Raw genomic sequence first — 18040 nt, 5'->3', positions numbered from 1 at the left:
CGCCTGCATGAGCAACAGACACTCTTCTCATTACCAGATCGAAATGGCCCCAATGAGAACCGCCATCACTGTCATGGCGACGACTGCAAGAACCGCCCATTTCATGCCAAATTTCTGATGCTGATCTAGTGATACCCCAACGAGTCCAACAAGTAAATGAGTCGATGGAACAAGTGGGCTTAACATATGAATCGGCTGACCAATGATAGATGCTCTCGCAATCTCAATTTTATCGACACCGTATGCTGCCGCTGTTTCTGATAGGATCGGCAGTACCCCATAAAAGTATGCATCATTCGGCATAAAGAAAGTGAAGATCCCGCTTGTTAGCGCAACAATGACTGGAATAAACCCGCCAAGCTGCTCTGGAATAGCCGAAACAATCGAAATCGCCATTTCATCAACCATTTTCGTCCCAGTTAAGATGCCTGTAAAAACCCCTGCTGCAAAGATCATGGAAGCAATCGCCAAAACATTTGTGGAATGAGCCGCAATTCGCTCACGCTGCTGTTCTAAATTCGGATAGTTCACGATAATGGCGACACAGAAGGCAAGAACAAACAGAACCGTTAAGCTTACTTTTCCAGACACAAGCAAGAGAACCAAAAGCAAAGTCAGTGTCAGGTTAAACCACCAAAGTTTCGGTCGCTTAATATCATCTTGCAGCGCTGCTGCCATTTCATTTGCATGAATCGGCTGTTCGAGCTCAATAACACCAAGACGTTTTCTTTCAGACTTCCCAAGAAAGTATGCCACCACAATCATGCTCAAAACCCCTGCACCAATGACTGGAATCATCGGGCCAAATAAAAGTGATGGATCAACGCCAAGTGCACTTGCCGCTCTAGGTGTTGCCCCTCCCCATGGAATCGTATTCATAATCCCCATGCCGACTCCGGCGATACCCGCTAAAATAATCGGACGAATGCCAAGCAGTGTAAATAGTGGAAGCATGGCTGTTGTTGTAATCATGTACGTTGTGGTTCCATCACCGTCAAGTGCGACAAGCATCGTCAGGACGGCTGTTCCGACAACAATTTTTAATGGATCGCCTTTGACGATCTTTAAAATTTTCGCCACCATTGGATCGAATAAACCTGCATCAATCATAATCCCGAAGTACAAAATGGCAAACATGATCATGACCGCCGTTGGTGCAACTTGCTGTACACCTTTGACAATCATGTCTGAAATTTCTGTAAAATGAAAACCTGCAATAAGAGCAAATGCAATCGGTGTTAATACCAATGCCGTTAGAACAGACATACGTTTCGTCATAATTAAAACCATAAATACAATCATCATAAGAAATCCTAAGATCGCTAACATTTCGTTCACCCCTTATGTTGTATACGCTTTCATTAAATGTTGGTATCCCATTTCCAACCCTTTCTGTCATGATATCTGACGCCTTAATTGAAGTAAATATTATGAATTTTAATTCTTTTTTGGTCGATAAATGCTTTTTGTTCATTTTGTGCAATTGTTGTTCTTTGTTGGTTCCATGAAAAAAGCGGTCTCATTTGACCGCTTTTTCTCCTTGTATAAATTGCTCATAACGCCTTAATTGATCTTCCATATAGACCTTTGCTTCTTTACTATTCATATAACGGCCTGTCCAGCCTTTTTGTTTTAACTGCTTTTTCCATGACTTCGTTTGCGTCATTTTTTGAAGAAGCTGATCCCATGCTCGAATGTCGTGCTGATTCATTTGCTTTGGTCCCATCACACCACGCCAATGAGAGAAGATGAGCGGAATCCCTTGTTCTTTCCAAGTGGGCACGTCTTTGAATCCTTCTAAACGCTGATTCGTTGTGGTCGCAACAAGCTTCAGTCTTTTCTTTTCATAATCGTGGCGAACCTCCGTAATGGTTGTAGTTGCCGCATCTACCTCATGGTCAATGAGTGCTTGGAATAAATCATCTGCACTGTCAAATTTTAAAAACTGAATGCGGTACGGATCTATCCCTGCCATTTCGGCAGCCCGTGCGAATGAGATTTGATCATCATTTCCAAAGTCCGGGGCAAACCCAATTTTTAAGGAATCCGGTTTCTTTTTTAGTGCGTGTAATAGCTCTTTTCCATTTGAGAAAGGAGAATCAACTGGCACTGCGACTACCTGCCACTCTTCCGCAAGAATAGCGAGCGGGGTAACATCATTCATGGTCACGTTACTGCTGCCCAGCAAATTACGGCTTAATAATAAGCTTGAATTTAAACTAATATAATTGGCATCTCGCTCCATCATATAGGTCCATCCTTTATCAACCGTTCCGCCTCTTTGATAAAGAATATGCACAGGCTCTTCCACTAGTTTTTCTTGTTCTAGTACGGTTTTCATCACTTGAGCCGTTTGGTCAAATCCGCCGTCAGGTACACCTGATACCACAATGTATAATGGGCTGTGCTCCAGGAAAGAATCTTTTGCTGTTTTTTCATTAAAGGTGAGCGTTGTACAAAGGCAGACCAAAATGAGTAAGAGTATTCCTTTTTTCATTTTTATGACTCCGTTTGTTTTTTGGCGGGATAATATTTTCGTTCTGGTCTACCAATGATTCCATATGCCAGCTCTGCCCGGCATTCTCCCGTTGTCACAAGATACTCTACGTATCGTCTTGCTGTTGTGCGTGATGCGCCCATTTTTTCTCCGAGTTCTTCTGCTGTAATTCCGTTCATCTCTGCTGCCATGAATGTTTTCACTTTGTCCAAAGTCAGTGAATTAATGCCTGTTGGCAAGTCTCGCTCATCCTTTTGTTGCGATTCTTCCTGTATTTGACCAAAAAACAGATCAATCATCGTTTGATTGACTTCATCTTTTGAATTGATTAACTCTCTCTTCTCTTTATATTCGGTTAACACCTGCGTGAATTTTTGGGCGGTCACTGGTTTGATTAAATAATGAACGACTCCATAATGCAGGGCGTCTCTTAACAGCATCGTTTCCGTTGCAGCCGTGATAATGATCACATCCACTTCAGGATGGCGCTCTCTTAACAGCGGCAAAAGGTTCGTGCCGAGCTCATCAGGCATGTAGACATCAAGTAAAATGAGATCCACTTGTTCTTTTTGAAGTGCCCCCCACAGATCCTTTGCACTCTTTGCCTTGCCGGCAACTTGAAAGCCTTGTACCTTTTGTATATAAGATTCATGAATCGCAGCGATTCGAAAATCGTCCTCCGCAATGAGTACCTTGATCACAACCTATTCCCCCTTTGTGCCTTTCGGTATGTAAACAGTGAAGATGGCACCGCCTTCTTTTTGGTTCGCAACTTCAATCCAGCCCCCAAGTTCATCTAGCACTTCTTTGACATTGGCAAGTCCATAACCTCGCCCTTCTCCCTTTGATGAATGTCCTCTTGTGAAAAGTTGTGAAATGGCTCCTTCATCTACACCGTCCCCTGAATCAGATACCTCTATGATAATATCAAATCCAATATCTGTGATGAACAAGCTGACTTCTCTTGTCTCCTTATTCAATACAGCCTCAAACGCATTATCTACGAGATTGCCAATGATGGTAATAAAGTGAGATAAACTCAAATGGGCTGGGAGCGGCTCCAATGAACTATTTTCATCAATGTGAAAATGGACCTTTTTCTCAGATGCCTTTCCTAACTTCCCAAGTAAAATGGCTTGTATCTTCGGAGAGCGAATTTGCTTCATGAGTAAATCATGCTGGCGATTTTGAAGTGTATACTCTTCTTTAATTAACTCAATGGCTTCATCCACTTGTTTCAACTCAAGCAAGCCTAAAATAGCGTACAGCTTATTCGAAAATTCGTGTGTTTGTGCTCTAAGGTCTTCTGAATATTGACTGACCTCTGTCAATGTATCCAGCAGCTTTGTCAGCTCGGTTTTCTCCCTGAAGCTCACAATTCCTCCAAATACTCGATTGTCCTGCACCACTTTTTTGACATTTAGCACGAAGGTTTTATCATTGACGACTGATTCTATGTTAGGTTCAATCGTCTCTACCTTTAGATAGGAAAGAAGATTGGCATTTGGCAACACTTGATCAATATGAAGAGGCAGCGTTGAAGAGACGCGTAGCATCTGTTCAGCTGACGTATTCATCATCGTAATGGCACCTTTACGGTCAAATGCAATGATTCCCTCTTTAATCGCATGCAGCATCGCTTCTCTTTCTCGATATAATGAAGCAATTTCATGCGGTTCAAGCCCTAATATATCTTTTCGAATACTCCTTGTTAAAAAAATCGCTCCAAAAACCCCAGGCAAGAGCACAAGAAGGGCAATATAACTTAATTTGAAGAGTTGATGAGCTGTCGCTTGATCGATATCTCTTTTTAAAAATTCGACGCTGACGGTCCCAATAATTTCTTCATGACTGCCAGTTTCTTTCATAATCGGAGCACTTCCTCTGACAACGGTTTCACCATCAGAATCACCCATTGATATGGAAGTTCCTCCAAATAGCAGTGTACTTCTTCCTTCCGACACACTGATGGTTTTCCCTACATCCTCATGATTCGTATGAAAAAGAACCTTTCCTTTTTGATTGGTGATAAAAATGGCATGCGCTCTTACTTGCTCCTTCATTTGCTCAAGCACAGCCTGTTCTTCATTTTGCGAATCTCCCGTGGCCACCGATGTTTTAATAGGCGGCATATAAGATATCGTTCTAGCAGTTTGCACCGCCAGCTGTTCAGCTTGGCTCTGCCTTTCTGATGTCTGCAAAAAACCAAAACAAATGGTCAATAAGGCAATAACAACAAGTAAAAGACCAATAATTAACCCCAAAATTTTTGTTTGTAAAGTGACTTTCCTTTTGCCCATCCTCACCGCCACAACCCCTAATTCAGTAGATTCACCCGAATAGACTCTAAGAAAATCATATCATTTTTTCTCATGAAGTTAAGAGAAAATTCACACAGACAAAAAAGGATGACTCAGTATTGAGTCATCCCTGTGTGCCTATTACGTGATGGATAAACCAGCACTTGCATAGCCTGCTACAGTATTCACTAAGGAAAGACCAGTAGCTGTTGCCGAGAATACGACAAGCAATCTTGTTTGCGGTGTGACTGGTACACTTAAACCAGTAGCGATACCGTTTGAAATAGCCCCTATCGTTAAAATACCGGTTAACGCCGGTGCCAATGTAACGCTCGCTACTTGAGTGAAGCTGTTATCTGGTGTTGGTGAAGCAAACAGACTAGCAGTTACAGTAATACTCGTGCCAACTAAAGAAAGGGCTGCAGTCGTGCTAAAATAGCCAGCAAATGACGTAATGGTTCCAGCTCTTGGAACGGAGAATGCCATGTTTAACAATGTTCCTGCTGCTCCGGTTAAATCAATGATTCCTCCTACAATACTGACACCTGTCGCCGAGTTCCCGAATCCGACCAAGCTAGATGTTCCAACTAGACCGCCTGCGATTGTGGTTAAAACAGCTGGCGTACCAGATGCAAATGGAATAATCGCACTTGATCCTGTCACACCTGTTGCACCGGTTGCGCCCGTGGCTCCGGTTCCTGTAGCCCCTGTTGCACCGGTCGCTCCCGTGGCTCCGGTTACTCCGGTTGCTCCCGTGGCTCCGGTTACTCCGGTTGCTCCCGTGGCTCCGGTTACTCCGGTCGCTCCCGTATCTCCCGTGGCTCCTGTGGCTCCGGTTACTCCGGTTGCTCCCGTGGCTCCGGTAGCGCCAGTTGCTCCGGTTACTCCGGTCGCTCCCGTATCTCCCGTTACACCTGTGGCTCCGGTTACTCCAGTCGCTCCCGTATCTCCTGTTGCACCTGTAGCTCCGGTTACTCCGGTCGCTCCTGTATCTCCCGTTACACCTGTGGCTCCGGTTACTCCAGTCGCTCCCGTATCTCCCGTTGCACCCGTGGCTCCAGTTACTCCGGTCGCTCCCGTATCTCCCGTTGCGCCTGTCACACCTGCGGCTGCCAATAACGTATAATCTGGAGACGTATCTGGTGTGCCAGTTGGTGGTGCTGTATTTACGATATAAGTTCCACCTTCATATGTCACCACTTGACCTACTGGATAGGTTGGAGCTGTTGCTGGGTCAAATGCCAAAATACCAGCTAACCCTACTCCGGTTGCCCCCGTATCTCCCGTTGCACCTGTGGCTCCGGTTACTCCAGTCGCTCCTGTATCTCCCGTTGCGCCAGTGGCTCCGGTTACTCCAGTCGCTCCCGTATCTCCTGTTGCACCTGTAGCTCCGGTTACTCCAGTCGCTCCTGTATCTCCCGTTACACCTGTGGCTCCGGTTACTCCAGTCGCTCCCGTATCTCCCGTTGCGCCAGTGGCTCCGGTTACTCCAGTCGCTCCCGTATCTCCTGTTGCACCTGTAGCTCCCGTAGCGCCAGTGGCTCCGGTTACTCCAGTCGCTCCCGTATCTCCTGTTGCACCTGTAGCTCCGGTTACTCCAGTCGCTCCCGTATCTCCCGTTACACCTGTGGCTCCGGTTACTCCAGTCGCTCCCGTATCTCCCGTTACTCCTGTGGCTCCGGTTACTCCGGTCGCTCCCGTATCTCCCGTTGCACCGGTCGCTCCGATTGCTCCTGTCGCTCCTGTATCTCCCGTTGCACCCGTTGCACCCGTGGCTCCAGTTACTCCAGTCGCTCCCGTATCTCCCGTTGCACCGGTCGCTCCAATTGCTCCTGTCGCTCCGGTTGCGCCGGTATCTCCGGTGGCTCCTGTCGCTCCCGTTCCTGTTGCTCCTGTGGCTCCCGTTGCTCCTGTGGCTCCTGTCGCTCCAGTTGCGCCGGTATCTCCGGTGGCTCCTGTCGCTCCCGTTCCTGTTGCTCCTGTGGCACCCGTAGCTCCGGTGGCTCCTGTCGCTCCGGTTGCGCCGGTATCTCCGGTGGCTCCTGTCGCTCCCGTTCCTGTTGCTCCTGTGGCACCCGTTGCTCCGGTGGCTCCTGTCGCTCCGGTTGCGCCTGTATCTCCTGTAGCACCGGTCGCTCCTGTTCCTGTGGCTCCTGTTGCGCCCGTTGCTCCTGTGGCTCCTGTCGCTCCGGTTGCGCCTGTATCTCCTGTAGCACCGGTCGCTCCTGTTCCTGTGGCTCCTGTGGCACCCGTATCTCCTGTGGCTCCGGTCGCTCCGGTTGCGCCTGTATCTCCTGTAGCACCGGTCGCTCCTGTTCCTGTGGCTCCTGTGGCACCCGTGGCGCCCGTATCTCCCGCAGCTGCTAACAATGTATAATCTGGAGACGTACCTGGCGTACCTGTTGGTGAAGCTGTATTCGCCACATACGTACTTCCATCAAATGTCACCACTTGACCTTCTGGATAGGTTGGGGCATCCGCTGGATCAAATGCCACGATACCGGTTAAACCTACACCGGTGGCGCCTGTTGCGCCCGTTGCTCCTGCTGGACCCGCTGGGCCAACTGGACCCACTGGACCTGCCGGACCTGCTGGGCCTCTCCTTCCTCTTCCCCCTGGCGGTCCTTGAATGACACACACACAAGGATCTTTTCCACAGCATGGATTTTTTACTGGTTTCCTTGGTTTGTCTGATTTACCTTTCTTACAACTATCACATTCCCAGCCATCATCCTTATACGCATCATACCAGCTTCCTTTTTGGTAGTGGTCGGTCGAATGAGTTGGGTATATCTTTCCGCATTGTCTACATTTTCTCATAGAATCACCCCCATCCATCGTATTCATCATGATCGATAAAGGTGTATGTACAATTTTATTTTTATCAAAAAATTTGAAAGGCCTTGCACTCTACGTGCAAGGACCTCTCTCCATCGTTAAAATGTCATCGTCATTTTTAAATCTTTTCCTACCATACTATATTCAATATCCGCTGGACGGATCGCCTTTTTTAGTTTTTTCACACCTTCTCCTTCAAAAAAAGTAGGTGCATCTTTCCCTCCGATTAATAAAGGTGCCATATAGATAACAGCTTCGTTCACAAGTGATGCTTCTAAAAATGACGCACTCACACTGCCCCCTGCCTCTACAAGCACTGACATCACAGAGCGCTTCTTCAACAGGTGTAACACATCCTGAAGATCTGTCCGGTGTTCTCCGCTTGTGACAAATACTTGATGACCTTTTTGTATCAACTGTTGATACTTTTGATGATCATAATCTTGTGATGTACAAATTATGGTTTCTGCCCTATGATCTGTTAAGCATTTGGCATGAAGCGGTATCCTTAATGTTGAATCTAAAATGACACGAATGGGCTGATGGTTGAATGAATCCTTTACAATTAAGCCGGCATCATCTTGAATAATCGTTTCCACTCCTGTCAGCACCGCATCTACTTCTTGACGTAAGCGCTGCACTTCTGTTCTCGCTTCTATTCCAGTGATCCATTTGCTTTCTTGATCAGCCGTGGCAATTTTCCCATCTATCGAAATAGCTGATTTTAAGATGACATAAGGAAGGTTTGTTTGCATCAAATGAAAAAAAGGAGCATTTAAACGATCTGCTTCGTGTTTACATATACCTTGCTCCACTTCAATTCCAGCCTTTTTCAAAAAGGCAATTCCTTTTCCTGCAACAACCGGATTCGGATCTTGAGTGGCAATCAACACTTTCTTCACACCACTGCTAATGATCGCTTCGGTGCAAGGGCCTGTTTTTCCGTGATGTGTACAAGGTTCGAGTGTCACATACATGTCAGCTCCCTTCGCCTTTTCTCCTGCCATTTGCAGCGCATGAATTTCAGCATGAGGTTCGCCAGCCTTCATGTGCGCACCAATCCCAACAATCTCACCGCTCTGAACAATCACTGCACCAACAAGCGGATTGGGTGAGGTTTGTCCTTTCATCGCCTTCGCGTTGGCAATCGCCAGCTTCATATAAAAAACATCGTCTTTCATCTCGGGCTCCTTTCTTCTCTCAAGGGAAAGAACTCCTTCAGAAAATGAAGGAGTTCTATTCTCATGTGCTATACTTTCTCAAGCCGTTTCTTTTCAGATCGATCATAGTAAGGCAAGGAATAAAACAGTTTATATGATGCTCGTTGTTTACAAAAACAGCATTTGCGACATTCATATTTATTAATGAGGAGCACATGCGGACAATTGAGTACAGTCAGACCTTTTTTCATATGTTCCTTGCAAACACTTATCATGAGAATCCCCCGCTTACATTCTTTTTCTTAATGAGAGATTACTTCTTTCGGAAATTGTTCAAATAAGCGCAGTACTTCCGTATGTGTGCCATCTTCTCGAATATGATAAATACCACCGTCATATGAGCTTGCATACACATCATTTCCTAGTTGTCTAATGGCACTAATACCATTCTTAGCAATTCGAATCGGACCTGTATTGACATCTAGCTCTGGATTCCAGACCACAATATACCCCCAATAGTCTCCGCTCACAATATAGCCAGAGTCTGTCACAGTGATGGATTTAATGGAATATTGATGCTCGTTGTGCTGATTTAAAATTCTGCCTGTATGCAAATCAAACAATCGGACGTTTTTATCACGGCTGACAATGGCAATACGATCTCTTTTGCTATCAATAAATACATCATTTAACAGCTCTGTCGCCCCGATATATTCTGCTGTTAAGGACAAACTCTTTTTATCGAGAAGACAGATGGTTCCTTCAACTGCCGCTGTGATGATATGATCTCCTTCTACCTTTAATGCTTTGACTGCGCAATCATGTGCTTTAGAACGGCCGATTTCCTTTAAGTGTTCTGTCGAAATGACATGCACATAACCGCCATAAGTGCCAATATAAAATTGACGATCCTCCTCATGGAAATACACACTATTGACAGGACCTGTGTTGAGATCAAAAGAGACCATTTGCTGCAATGACTCGTGTACAATATGCACCTGACTCGCATGATCGCCCCATGCATAATAGCTTCCATCCCGTGCAACAGCCACTCCATTTGTGAGAACACCTGTTGATTTTGCGATTTCGATTCCATTCTTTCTGAATTTTCCGTCATCTGATGCAGTGATAATATCACCCGCTTCAGTCAACGCAATATCATTAATAGAAGGTGTCGCCAATTCCTGCTCATCAGAGATCACTTTTCCTTCTTGAATGGACCATTCACAATACGTTTTCCCAAAGCTGGCTCCTAAAATGGCTTGCTCGTCTTCTGTCCAAACAAGCGAGCGCTCCCATTGATATTTATGAGGCAGCAACGTATCAATTAAATCACCGGTTTCATAATTCCACAGCTTAATTAGATGGTCATAACCCGCTGTAAGCAAGTAGTTACCGCTCGGTGAAAAATTCACACGTTTCACACCTTGTAAATGAGCTTTAATGATTTTTTTCTCCTGTAATGTAGCGGCATCATAAATGATAACTGTGCCATCATCTCTGCCAAGGGCGAATACTTCTTTTTGATTGCTGCCGCTGATGGTATCCAGCTCATAATCAAACGGGCCAATTTCACCTACAATTTCTCCTGTTTCATAGAGCCATACAAGGACATAGCCATCGTCACCAGTTGTATAAGCTTTATCCTCATGAATCCATACAGCTAATACATCCTTGCTATGTCCATGAAATTCTCTTAAAATGGCTCCCGTTTCAATATCCCAAACTAAGCATCTTCTGTCTCTGGACACCGATACAAGAAGCGTATCCTGTTTTGCAAATGCGACAGCTTCCACATCATCCGCATGACCATATAGCGTACGAATTCTTGTATGTGTGCTAGTATCATATAATTGAATGGTATAGTCTGACGATGCACTCGCTAAATACGTTCCATTTTCCGAAAGGGATAAAGAGTTGATGATATGCTCGTGACTGCCAATAAATGTTCCTTCTCCCGTGGCACGGTCCCATTTATAAATACAGCGGTCATAGCCACCTGTGTAGACAATTTGGTCATGCTGAGTTGATAAAACGGATGTAATCGGTCCTCTATGCATGGTTTTACACTCCCACCTTTATATGTTGTTTTTGACGAGTAACTACACGAAAACCAGTAAATCGAAAAACAGGGTCTGGGTGTTTCCCGTGTCTTCTTGCGACTCTGCATAAATCTCCGCCTCTTGCGAAGGAGCCACCTTTTAAAATGTAGTAATCACTGCCGAGTGTCTCGGTTAAATCATCTACAACCTCAATTCCGCCTTCATATATGTGATACTTGGTGTTGACCCATTCTTCGACATTGCCACCCATATCATATAGTCCAAATAGAGATCTTCCTTTTTCGTAATGACGGACAGGTGTCGTTTTTTCAATATTTGATTCGTGCGTATTACAATAAGAGGGGTCAAACTCATCTCCCCAAGGATATTGATGTCTCGTATTGCCCCGGGCAGCATATTCCCATTCTTCCTCAGTAGGGATCGATACCTCATATCCAAGCTTCCCGCTCAGCCACTGACAAAATGAGAAAGCTTCCTCGATGTCCATGCCCCAAGCTGGATGGTCTTTTCCCCCGCCAAGTTCTAGGTTCGTCAAGCTCTCTGGATAAGGCTTTCCTGTCTCGTCGCAATAGCTTTGATACCATTCATTTGTGACGACCGTATCTGAAATGAAAAATTCGCTCATATACGGCTGATAAGATGGAAATTCTTTGTACAACCATTTTTGAAATTTTTTCTCACGGCCATAGGCTGGATTCAGAAGTTTGTCCTTCCAAAATTCTGATGCCTTTTTCATATCTTCTTCATTACTTCCAATCGTCGCATAGCCGCTTGGGATTTGAATCCAATTGATATCAGGTTTCACGCTTTTCTCCCGCCTTCTTTAAATAAACTCATCTACTGATTAATTAATTTCTTCTCATCGACCATATGCCCTGATGCTGCTTTTGCCTTTAAATATGCTTCATTATAGAGAGAGGCTTCTACCGTATGATCAAACCGTAAAACCGGAAGACCGTAAGCAGCAATGGAATCGACTTTATCTGGATTATTGGTTAAGAGATGCAATGGTTTCCCTTTGTTTAAATAGTGCAAGACAGCCGCTGCTTCCTCGTAATGCCGATCATCATCTCCGCAGCCGATCAACCTGTTCGCCTCAAATGTATCTAGTTTCATTTCCTGTAATTTATACGTGAAGGCTTTGGCCATTAACCCAATAGAGCGCCCTTCTTGATTGGCCATATACACAAGCATGCCTTTTCCGTAATCGGTGATTTTTTTTAGCGATGATGCAAGCTGTGGACCGCAATCACATTTCAGTGACCCAAACACATCCCCTGTTTGGCAGACACTATGAATTCGCACAAGCGGCGGCACTTCATTTTCAAAGTCGCCAAAAAGGAGACAAGAGGAAAATGTTTGCTGCTCGGTACTCATTTGTACAATAGACTCAACCGTTGGCGTTGTATCAGCTTCTACAGACGCAAAGGCATACCATGTAAACTGCACTTCTTCATGTTCAATAGAGATCGGCAGGTTCACTGGCCCCACGAGCAAATAGTGTTTTTCTTGAAATGTAAAATGATGAATCATTGATTGTAGTTCAGCTACAAACTTGTTCATTTGTCTCCCCCTATTCATCACTGCACCCCATTGAACTCTCTCAGCGCAGTGATGGCGTGATGAATATGTGTATGCACTCCCTTTGCATCCTGAGCACCGGTTCCAGCTAGAATCATGGCTCAGGAGAAATTTCCTGTCATACTGGCTGAATAGATGTGCGATGCCAATCATCCATCAGTACCTTTCATAAAGACTCTTTTTAGACTGTCACTTGTCCAGTACAAAGGAGCAGAAATCGAGCTTCATACGCTGTATTCTCTGTAAGAGAGCAACACCATTGGATGATTCTTGAATGGAAACTGACATGCTCTTTCTCTAAAAGAATATCTCTGCTAGCTTCGAGCTGCTTTCTCCTTTACTAGAAGCTCTGGTTCTTCAAATGCACGTCATCCGGTTGTACCCTTTGATTGGATGAATAGTCCGTACTTCAATTCAGCTACATTGATTGAAGCATGACACCCGCCTAGGTATGCACCAAGAACCATCACATCAAACATCGCGTTTATCCTCCTTTGCACTAGATTTTGACAGCAATGACATGATGCTGGCTGATCCCAGCCTTCGCTTGTAATGGTGTAATCGAAACGAGCTCAAGTCCTGATGTACAAATCTTTTCTCCAAGCTGAGTATCTGAGAATGAAAAATGGAAGCGTCCATCTTCTCCGATTAAGCCTGTTTTCCACTCTTCTCCCCATACAACAAGGGAAAACACACCACCTTCATGAAGCAGCGAGGAAATCTGCTTTAAGTATCGTTCGTGGTCATCAGGGTGCTGATGGTGAAAGCAGCCATGATCTAAAATCAGATCAAACGTCAGCTCGCGCCCTTGATTCATCGACCAGGACATAAAATCTTGATGATAAAAATGGACAGGAACCTCTTTTCTCTTCTTTAATCCTTGCCATTCCTCATGCTCATAAAGATCAATGCCGGTATATGCCGACAGTCCTTGTAAATGTTCAAGAACCCTGCCGTTCCCGCAGCCGATATCCAGCACAGAAGCAAGTGCATCCTTTTCCCTGGAACGCCATGCCTTCAGAGACATCACAGCAGCATCTGTTAACGATGGATCAGTGGACCACATATCTGTTCTTTGCTCATAGTGTTCTTGAAAAGCCATACGCATTTTTTCTAAATACAACCCGCTGTCTTCATGATACAAAGCCTTTTTCATCACGTGACCTCCTTCAATTCACAATCACCTTTCCTAACAAAGGTGGTTTTCAAGCAAAAAGCCTTATGATAAAATGAAAGATGGATTTTTTAGGAAATCTGTTTTCTGAAAAAGGAGAGAAGCATCCCACATGTCACTCTTCTTTTTCAGCACTCATCTTCACATACAACCACAGCCATTCAACTGTTACAGCGCCTCAGTTTGTTATACATTTTCTTCATATGGGTTCACCTCCTTAACATCGTTTAGAAAGCGCTTTCTTTATGATGATCCTCTGAATACCTTGAACAATATTATTGAGAAATAGGCATAGTAGAAAGACGAATCTACTATTCTAAGCTATCTTTCATCTATTCTTTTTTGTCTAATAGATATTTCTTCCGTATCGCTCTGCCTCAGAAGCGCTCTCCCTTAGGTCTTAATGCATCATCATTTACAGAATTGATCCTGAAATCCACCTATCAAAAATTTAACAACTAATTCCATAATGACTTGATTAAGCCAAATATATTGTTTTTAGATTATTTTGTCAACAAATTATTTCCTAAACATTAGAATGATTTTCTAATTGAAAATACAGGTATATTTCGTGGTTTTTTGACCTTAAAACACTTATTTCTACACAAAAATATAACTTAAACCAATAGAACTAAGAAATTTATCTACTAAATTACACAAGATTTTTATTTCATTTTGAGATAAAAATAAAGATATCATAATTATTTCCCGAATGGTTTTTTGTGATATTTTCACTACTTTTTTCTTTTTTTTGATGGTATCCTTTGATATTTCTATATTTTCAATTAGACATTTTACTGTTTATCCCAATTTTTTAACCTGTCTTATTATAGTGAAAAAGACAGATGGTAGATTTTAATTATCGCAGTATGAAAAAAAGCCCCTTACAAAAGTAAGAGGCTTTCAGCGTGTAGACAAACCCTCGCATTCTTTGTCAGTCCTGCGTGCTGGTGCTCACGAATGTCAAATTCGCTCCACGCAAGTAGCTGTCCTTCCTAGACTGCAAAGGTTTTCTATCACGCTGAAAAGAAGACAAAGGACTAAAATCAAGTTCATTTTAGCCCTTTGTCAAAAATCTGAAAAAAGCCTCTTACAAAAGTAAGAGGCTTTTTACGATGGCGTTTATGCCCAATTTTTCACTTTTTCATGGTCAGTCACAAAGAGAAGAACTTTTCCTTCGTCTAAATGTTCTTCAAATGTCTCAGCTTCTTCTTTTGAGAAACCAATTTCGTGAATCTTATTGCGGAGTTCATCTCCCTTTTTGCTAAAGATGTTTCCAACCGCATGCTTGAGTCCAACTTCTTTTGGACCTATCGTATTGGCATCTGCGTTGCTTGCAATACGCTCAGTTCGATCATCGTCATGGGACAGAACATAAATGTCCTCTCTTGCAACACCGAGTTGTTTTAATTGCTCCACATCTCTTTGAAGTGTTTCATCATTTGAATACTCTCTTACAACAGGTTTCATTTATTATTCCTCCTTTAACGTCTTACGAATCTTTTACCCGTCACTTTTGTCATTAAACCTTCCTCCAGCACATCCATTTTTACTCTGTGAACTTCATGCGTCTATGGACTTATTTTTGACAAAAAGACTGTAAAATGACTAAATTTTCTGAAAAAATCGTATTCATTCCTTGTCATTTGTTGTACAATTCTTATACTGGAGGCTAGAAATGGGGTGGAGCTGATGTATTATTTTTCAGCTGAGCAGCAGTTTAATGCATGGGTTGTCAGTGATTTGGTGAAACAGCTTTTTCAAAAATGGAATCCTGAAGAATCAAAAGCAAAGCCGCTTACTTTGTTTGCTGAACAGCACTTTCACATCTGCATCGATTATCTCTTTTCTATTATTATTAACATTGGAGATATCGAGTCAATCGAACAAGATCCACAAGACCTGTTGTCCTCATATTTAAATATCCTTTTTCCTTTTGTGACGCACGATATGATGAAAGCCTCCATGCAAAATGCAAATGAATATTTGTTAAAAGAACGTGATGCGGATGAGTATCAACTGTTTGGTTGTCTCCCGCCGCTCCTTTCTGTCTCTCTTCAAAAAAAGTAGTCCCCTTCTTTTAGATGGTGGCTGCTTTTTTGTATGTGCTTGGAAAAGACCGTATGTTTTGAACGAAAAGAAGCATCATGTTAATGTAAATCTAGGTTGCAAGTGAAAGGGAGGATTTGACATGAGTCAACAAAAACAAATTCAATTAGCAAAACGTCCAAAAGGGTTACCTACTAAAGATGTTTTTCATTTTGAAACAGTTGATATACCAACGCCGCAAGATGGCGAAGTCTTGATTCAAACAAAATATGTGTCTGTAGATCCTTACATGAGAGGACGAATGCAAGATACAAAATCCTATACACCTCCGTTTAAACTCAATGAAGTGATCCAGGGTGGTGTGGTCGGAGAAGTCGTCGAGTCCAAATCTCCTCAATTTGAGAAAGGTGATTTTGTACTTGGATTCCTTGGCTGGCAGGAATATTCTACTGCCAAAGCAGAGTCTCTGACAAAAATTGATCCATCCATTGCGCCGTTATCTTATTACTTAGGGATTTTGGGCATGCCAGGACAAACCGCCTATTTTGGACTTCTTGCGATTGGTCAGCCAAAAGAAGGCGAAACGGTTGTCATTTCTGGAGCCGCAGGTGCCGTTGGTTCTGTTGTCGGACAGATTGCTAAAATCAAAGGTGCCCACGTCGTTGGAATTGCCGGATCTGATGATAAGCTGGCTTATTTAAAAGAACTGGGCTTTGATGAAACCATTAATTATAAAACAACAAATGATTTAGATGACGCCATTGCAAAAGCCTGTCCAAACGGTGTCGATGTGTATTTTGACAATGTGGGCGGCGACATCTCTGATGCTGTGATGAATCATTTGAACCGTTTTGCACGTATTCCAGTCTGCGGCGCCATTTCTTCTTATAACATTAGTGCAAGCGAAGACATTGGCCCTCGTGTGCAAACAAAACTCATTAAAACAAGTGCATTAATGCAGGGCTTCATTGTTGCCAACTACTCTGATCGTTTTGAAGAGGCGGCAAAAGATCTCGCACAATGGGTAAAAGAAGACAAACTGACTTACAAAGAAACCATTATCGAAGGTTTTGACCATATTCCAGATGCATTCCTTGGACTATTCAAAGGGGAAAATGTCGGAAAACAACTTGTCAAAATTTCATAACACAAAAAGGACCCGCCAATTATGGAGGGTCCTTTTCTTATGCCTGCTTGGGCGCAAGGTGCAGCTGGCCTTGCTTATACACAATTTCTTCAAGCGAAAGATTCAGCTTTTTCGCCATTTTTTTCAGCATTGATTGCTCTTGAGGTGTGACAAGACTGATGACTGCGCCTTCTTTTCCTGCGCGTCCGGTTCTACCTGAACGGTGGATGTAACCCTCTTCATTTGGCATATCTGCATGAATCACATATGGCAGATCATCAATATCGATTCCTCTTGCTGCAATATCTGTTGCAAGGAGGAGCGGGAATTCACGCTGTTCAAATGCCTTTAAGATGACAGCACGCTCTGCTTTTTTCGCTTCACTGTGAAGCACACCAAGGTCGACATGGTGATACGCTAATTTTTCTGCATAAATGCTCAAATTCGTAATATCTCGCACAAAGACAAGTGCCTGCATGTCCTCAAGCCGTGATAGCTTTTGCAGTAATTTCACCTTGTCGCGCTGATCACATAACAGGTAATAATGCCCTACCTTCTGCGCTTCTTCTTGGCTTCTGCTAATTCTCAATACCTCTGGTTCAGATGCAATGTCTTTGATCAGCTGAACGGTTTCTTCTTTCAATGTTGCAGAAAAACAAAGGATTTGTCTTTCTTTTAATGTGGATTTAATGATCGCTTGGATCGTTTTCATATGCTCTGGGACAAGAAGTTGATCTGCTTCGTCTAATACAATCGTTTTGACTTCGTGCATTTTCAGTTTCTTGATTTTGATTAACTCTTGTACGCGACCCGGTGTCGCCACCACGATATTCGGGTGTTTTTTTAGCTTTTCCTGCTGCTTCTTGATATTTGCCCCGCCTATTAAGGAAATAGCTTTGATGTCTGAACCTTGTTTGAACTCTTGCACGACATCAAAAATTTGCATCACAAGCTCTCTTGAAGGTGCCAAGATTAAGACTTGCGGGTGTTTGATAGTCACATCAATTTTATTTAAAAGCGGCAGAACATACGCAAGTGTCTTCCCTGTTCCAGTCGGTGATTCTGCGATCACATCGCGTTTTTCCGTAATCCACTCTGCTGTTTGTTCTTGTATCGCTGTTGGCTTCTCAAAGCCAGCCGCTTCAAAGTTCTTTTGAATAAATGGCTTTGCTTCTTTAAAAAATGCCCAATTTTCCGTCATGTTGATCTCCTTTATCCTCATTCAATCTATCCTTAAGTATCTCAAAATCAG

General features: G+C 43.5%; 14 protein-coding genes. 2 read left to right on the top strand and 12 right to left on the bottom strand.

All coding sequences use genetic code 11. The features are described 5' to 3' along the window. Positions 1-30 precede the first annotated feature (30 nt). From ID12_RS08480 to ID12_RS08430, 11 genes are all read right to left on the bottom strand, one after another. Positions 31-1329 carry an Mg(2+)/citrate complex secondary transporter CitM gene (locus ID12_RS08480; RefSeq protein ID WP_008341779.1) on the bottom strand — a complete coding sequence of 433 codons (1299 nt, stop codon included), beginning with the start codon at positions 1327-1329 and terminating at the stop codon, positions 31-33. A 190-nt stretch (positions 1330-1519) separates the two neighbouring features. Further along, on the bottom strand, positions 1520-2497 hold the full coding sequence (locus ID12_RS08475) for a tripartite tricarboxylate transporter substrate-binding protein (RefSeq protein ID WP_046342937.1): 978 nt from the start codon (positions 2495-2497) through the stop codon (positions 1520-1522). A 2-nt stretch (positions 2498-2499) separates the two neighbouring features. Continuing rightward, positions 2500-3198 carry a response regulator gene (locus tag ID12_RS08470; protein ID WP_050827051.1) on the bottom strand — a complete coding sequence of 233 codons (699 nt, stop codon included), beginning with the start codon at positions 3196-3198 and terminating at the stop codon, positions 2500-2502. A gap of 3 nt (positions 3199-3201) precedes the next feature. Further along, entirely contained in the window at positions 3202-4797 is a 1596-nt protein-coding gene (locus ID12_RS08465) for a sensor histidine kinase (RefSeq protein WP_035391373.1), read from the bottom strand. 141 nt (positions 4798-4938) lie between these two features. After that, positions 4939-7617, bottom strand: a complete 2679-nt coding sequence (locus tag ID12_RS08460) for an exosporium glycoprotein BclB-related protein (protein ID WP_272914029.1) — start codon at positions 7615-7617, stop codon at positions 4939-4941. 116 nt (positions 7618-7733) lie between these two features. Next, the gene (ribD, locus tag ID12_RS08455) at positions 7734-8816 is read right to left on the bottom strand and encodes a bifunctional diaminohydroxyphosphoribosylaminopyrimidine deaminase/5-amino-6-(5-phosphoribosylamino)uracil reductase RibD (protein WP_025206907.1); all 1083 of its coding nucleotides are present in this window, start codon (positions 8814-8816) and stop codon (positions 7734-7736) included. A gap of 281 nt (positions 8817-9097) precedes the next feature. Next, positions 9098-10855 carry a WD40 repeat domain-containing protein gene (locus tag ID12_RS08450; RefSeq protein ID WP_035391378.1) on the bottom strand — a complete coding sequence of 586 codons (1758 nt, stop codon included), beginning with the start codon at positions 10853-10855 and terminating at the stop codon, positions 9098-9100. Positions 10856-10859: 4 nt separating this feature from the next. Beyond that, a complete protein-coding gene (locus ID12_RS08445; RefSeq protein WP_024718589.1) occupies positions 10860-11663 on the bottom strand; it encodes a formylglycine-generating enzyme family protein in 804 nt (267 codons plus the stop codon). Between the two features lie 32 nt (positions 11664-11695). Then, positions 11696-12421, bottom strand: coding sequence for a GTP cyclohydrolase II (locus ID12_RS08440; RefSeq protein ID WP_017360404.1), 726 nt, complete (start codon positions 12419-12421; stop codon positions 11696-11698). 517 nt (positions 12422-12938) lie between these two features. After that, positions 12939-13595: a class I SAM-dependent methyltransferase gene (locus ID12_RS08435; protein WP_035391380.1), complete on the bottom strand. Its 657-nt coding sequence runs from the start codon at positions 13593-13595 to the stop codon at positions 12939-12941. 1140 nt (positions 13596-14735) lie between these two features. Then, positions 14736-15083: a YflT domain-containing protein gene (locus ID12_RS08430; RefSeq protein ID WP_007496775.1), complete on the bottom strand. Its 348-nt coding sequence runs from the start codon at positions 15081-15083 to the stop codon at positions 14736-14738. A 222-nt stretch (positions 15084-15305) separates the two neighbouring features. Here ID12_RS08430 and ID12_RS08425 point away from each other — a divergent pair, with 222 nt between their 5' ends. Further along, on the top strand, positions 15306-15683 hold the full coding sequence (locus ID12_RS08425) for a YfmB family protein (protein ID WP_017366799.1): 378 nt from the start codon (positions 15306-15308) through the stop codon (positions 15681-15683). Positions 15684-15804: 121 nt separating this feature from the next. Beyond that, the gene (locus ID12_RS08420) at positions 15805-16809 is read left to right on the top strand and encodes an NADP-dependent oxidoreductase (protein WP_008343189.1); all 1005 of its coding nucleotides are present in this window, start codon (positions 15805-15807) and stop codon (positions 16807-16809) included. A gap of 37 nt (positions 16810-16846) precedes the next feature. Here ID12_RS08420 and ID12_RS08415 read toward each other — a convergent pair whose 3' ends face one another. Then, positions 16847-17989: a DEAD/DEAH box helicase gene (locus tag ID12_RS08415; RefSeq protein WP_008343190.1), complete on the bottom strand. Its 1143-nt coding sequence runs from the start codon at positions 17987-17989 to the stop codon at positions 16847-16849. Positions 17990-18040: the final 51 nt, after the last annotated feature.

This window comes from Bacillus altitudinis, from assembly GCF_001191605.1.
Taxonomy (GTDB): domain Bacteria; phylum Bacillota; class Bacilli; order Bacillales; family Bacillaceae; genus Bacillus; species Bacillus altitudinis.
This window is presented reverse-complemented; position numbering and strand designations above follow the sequence as displayed.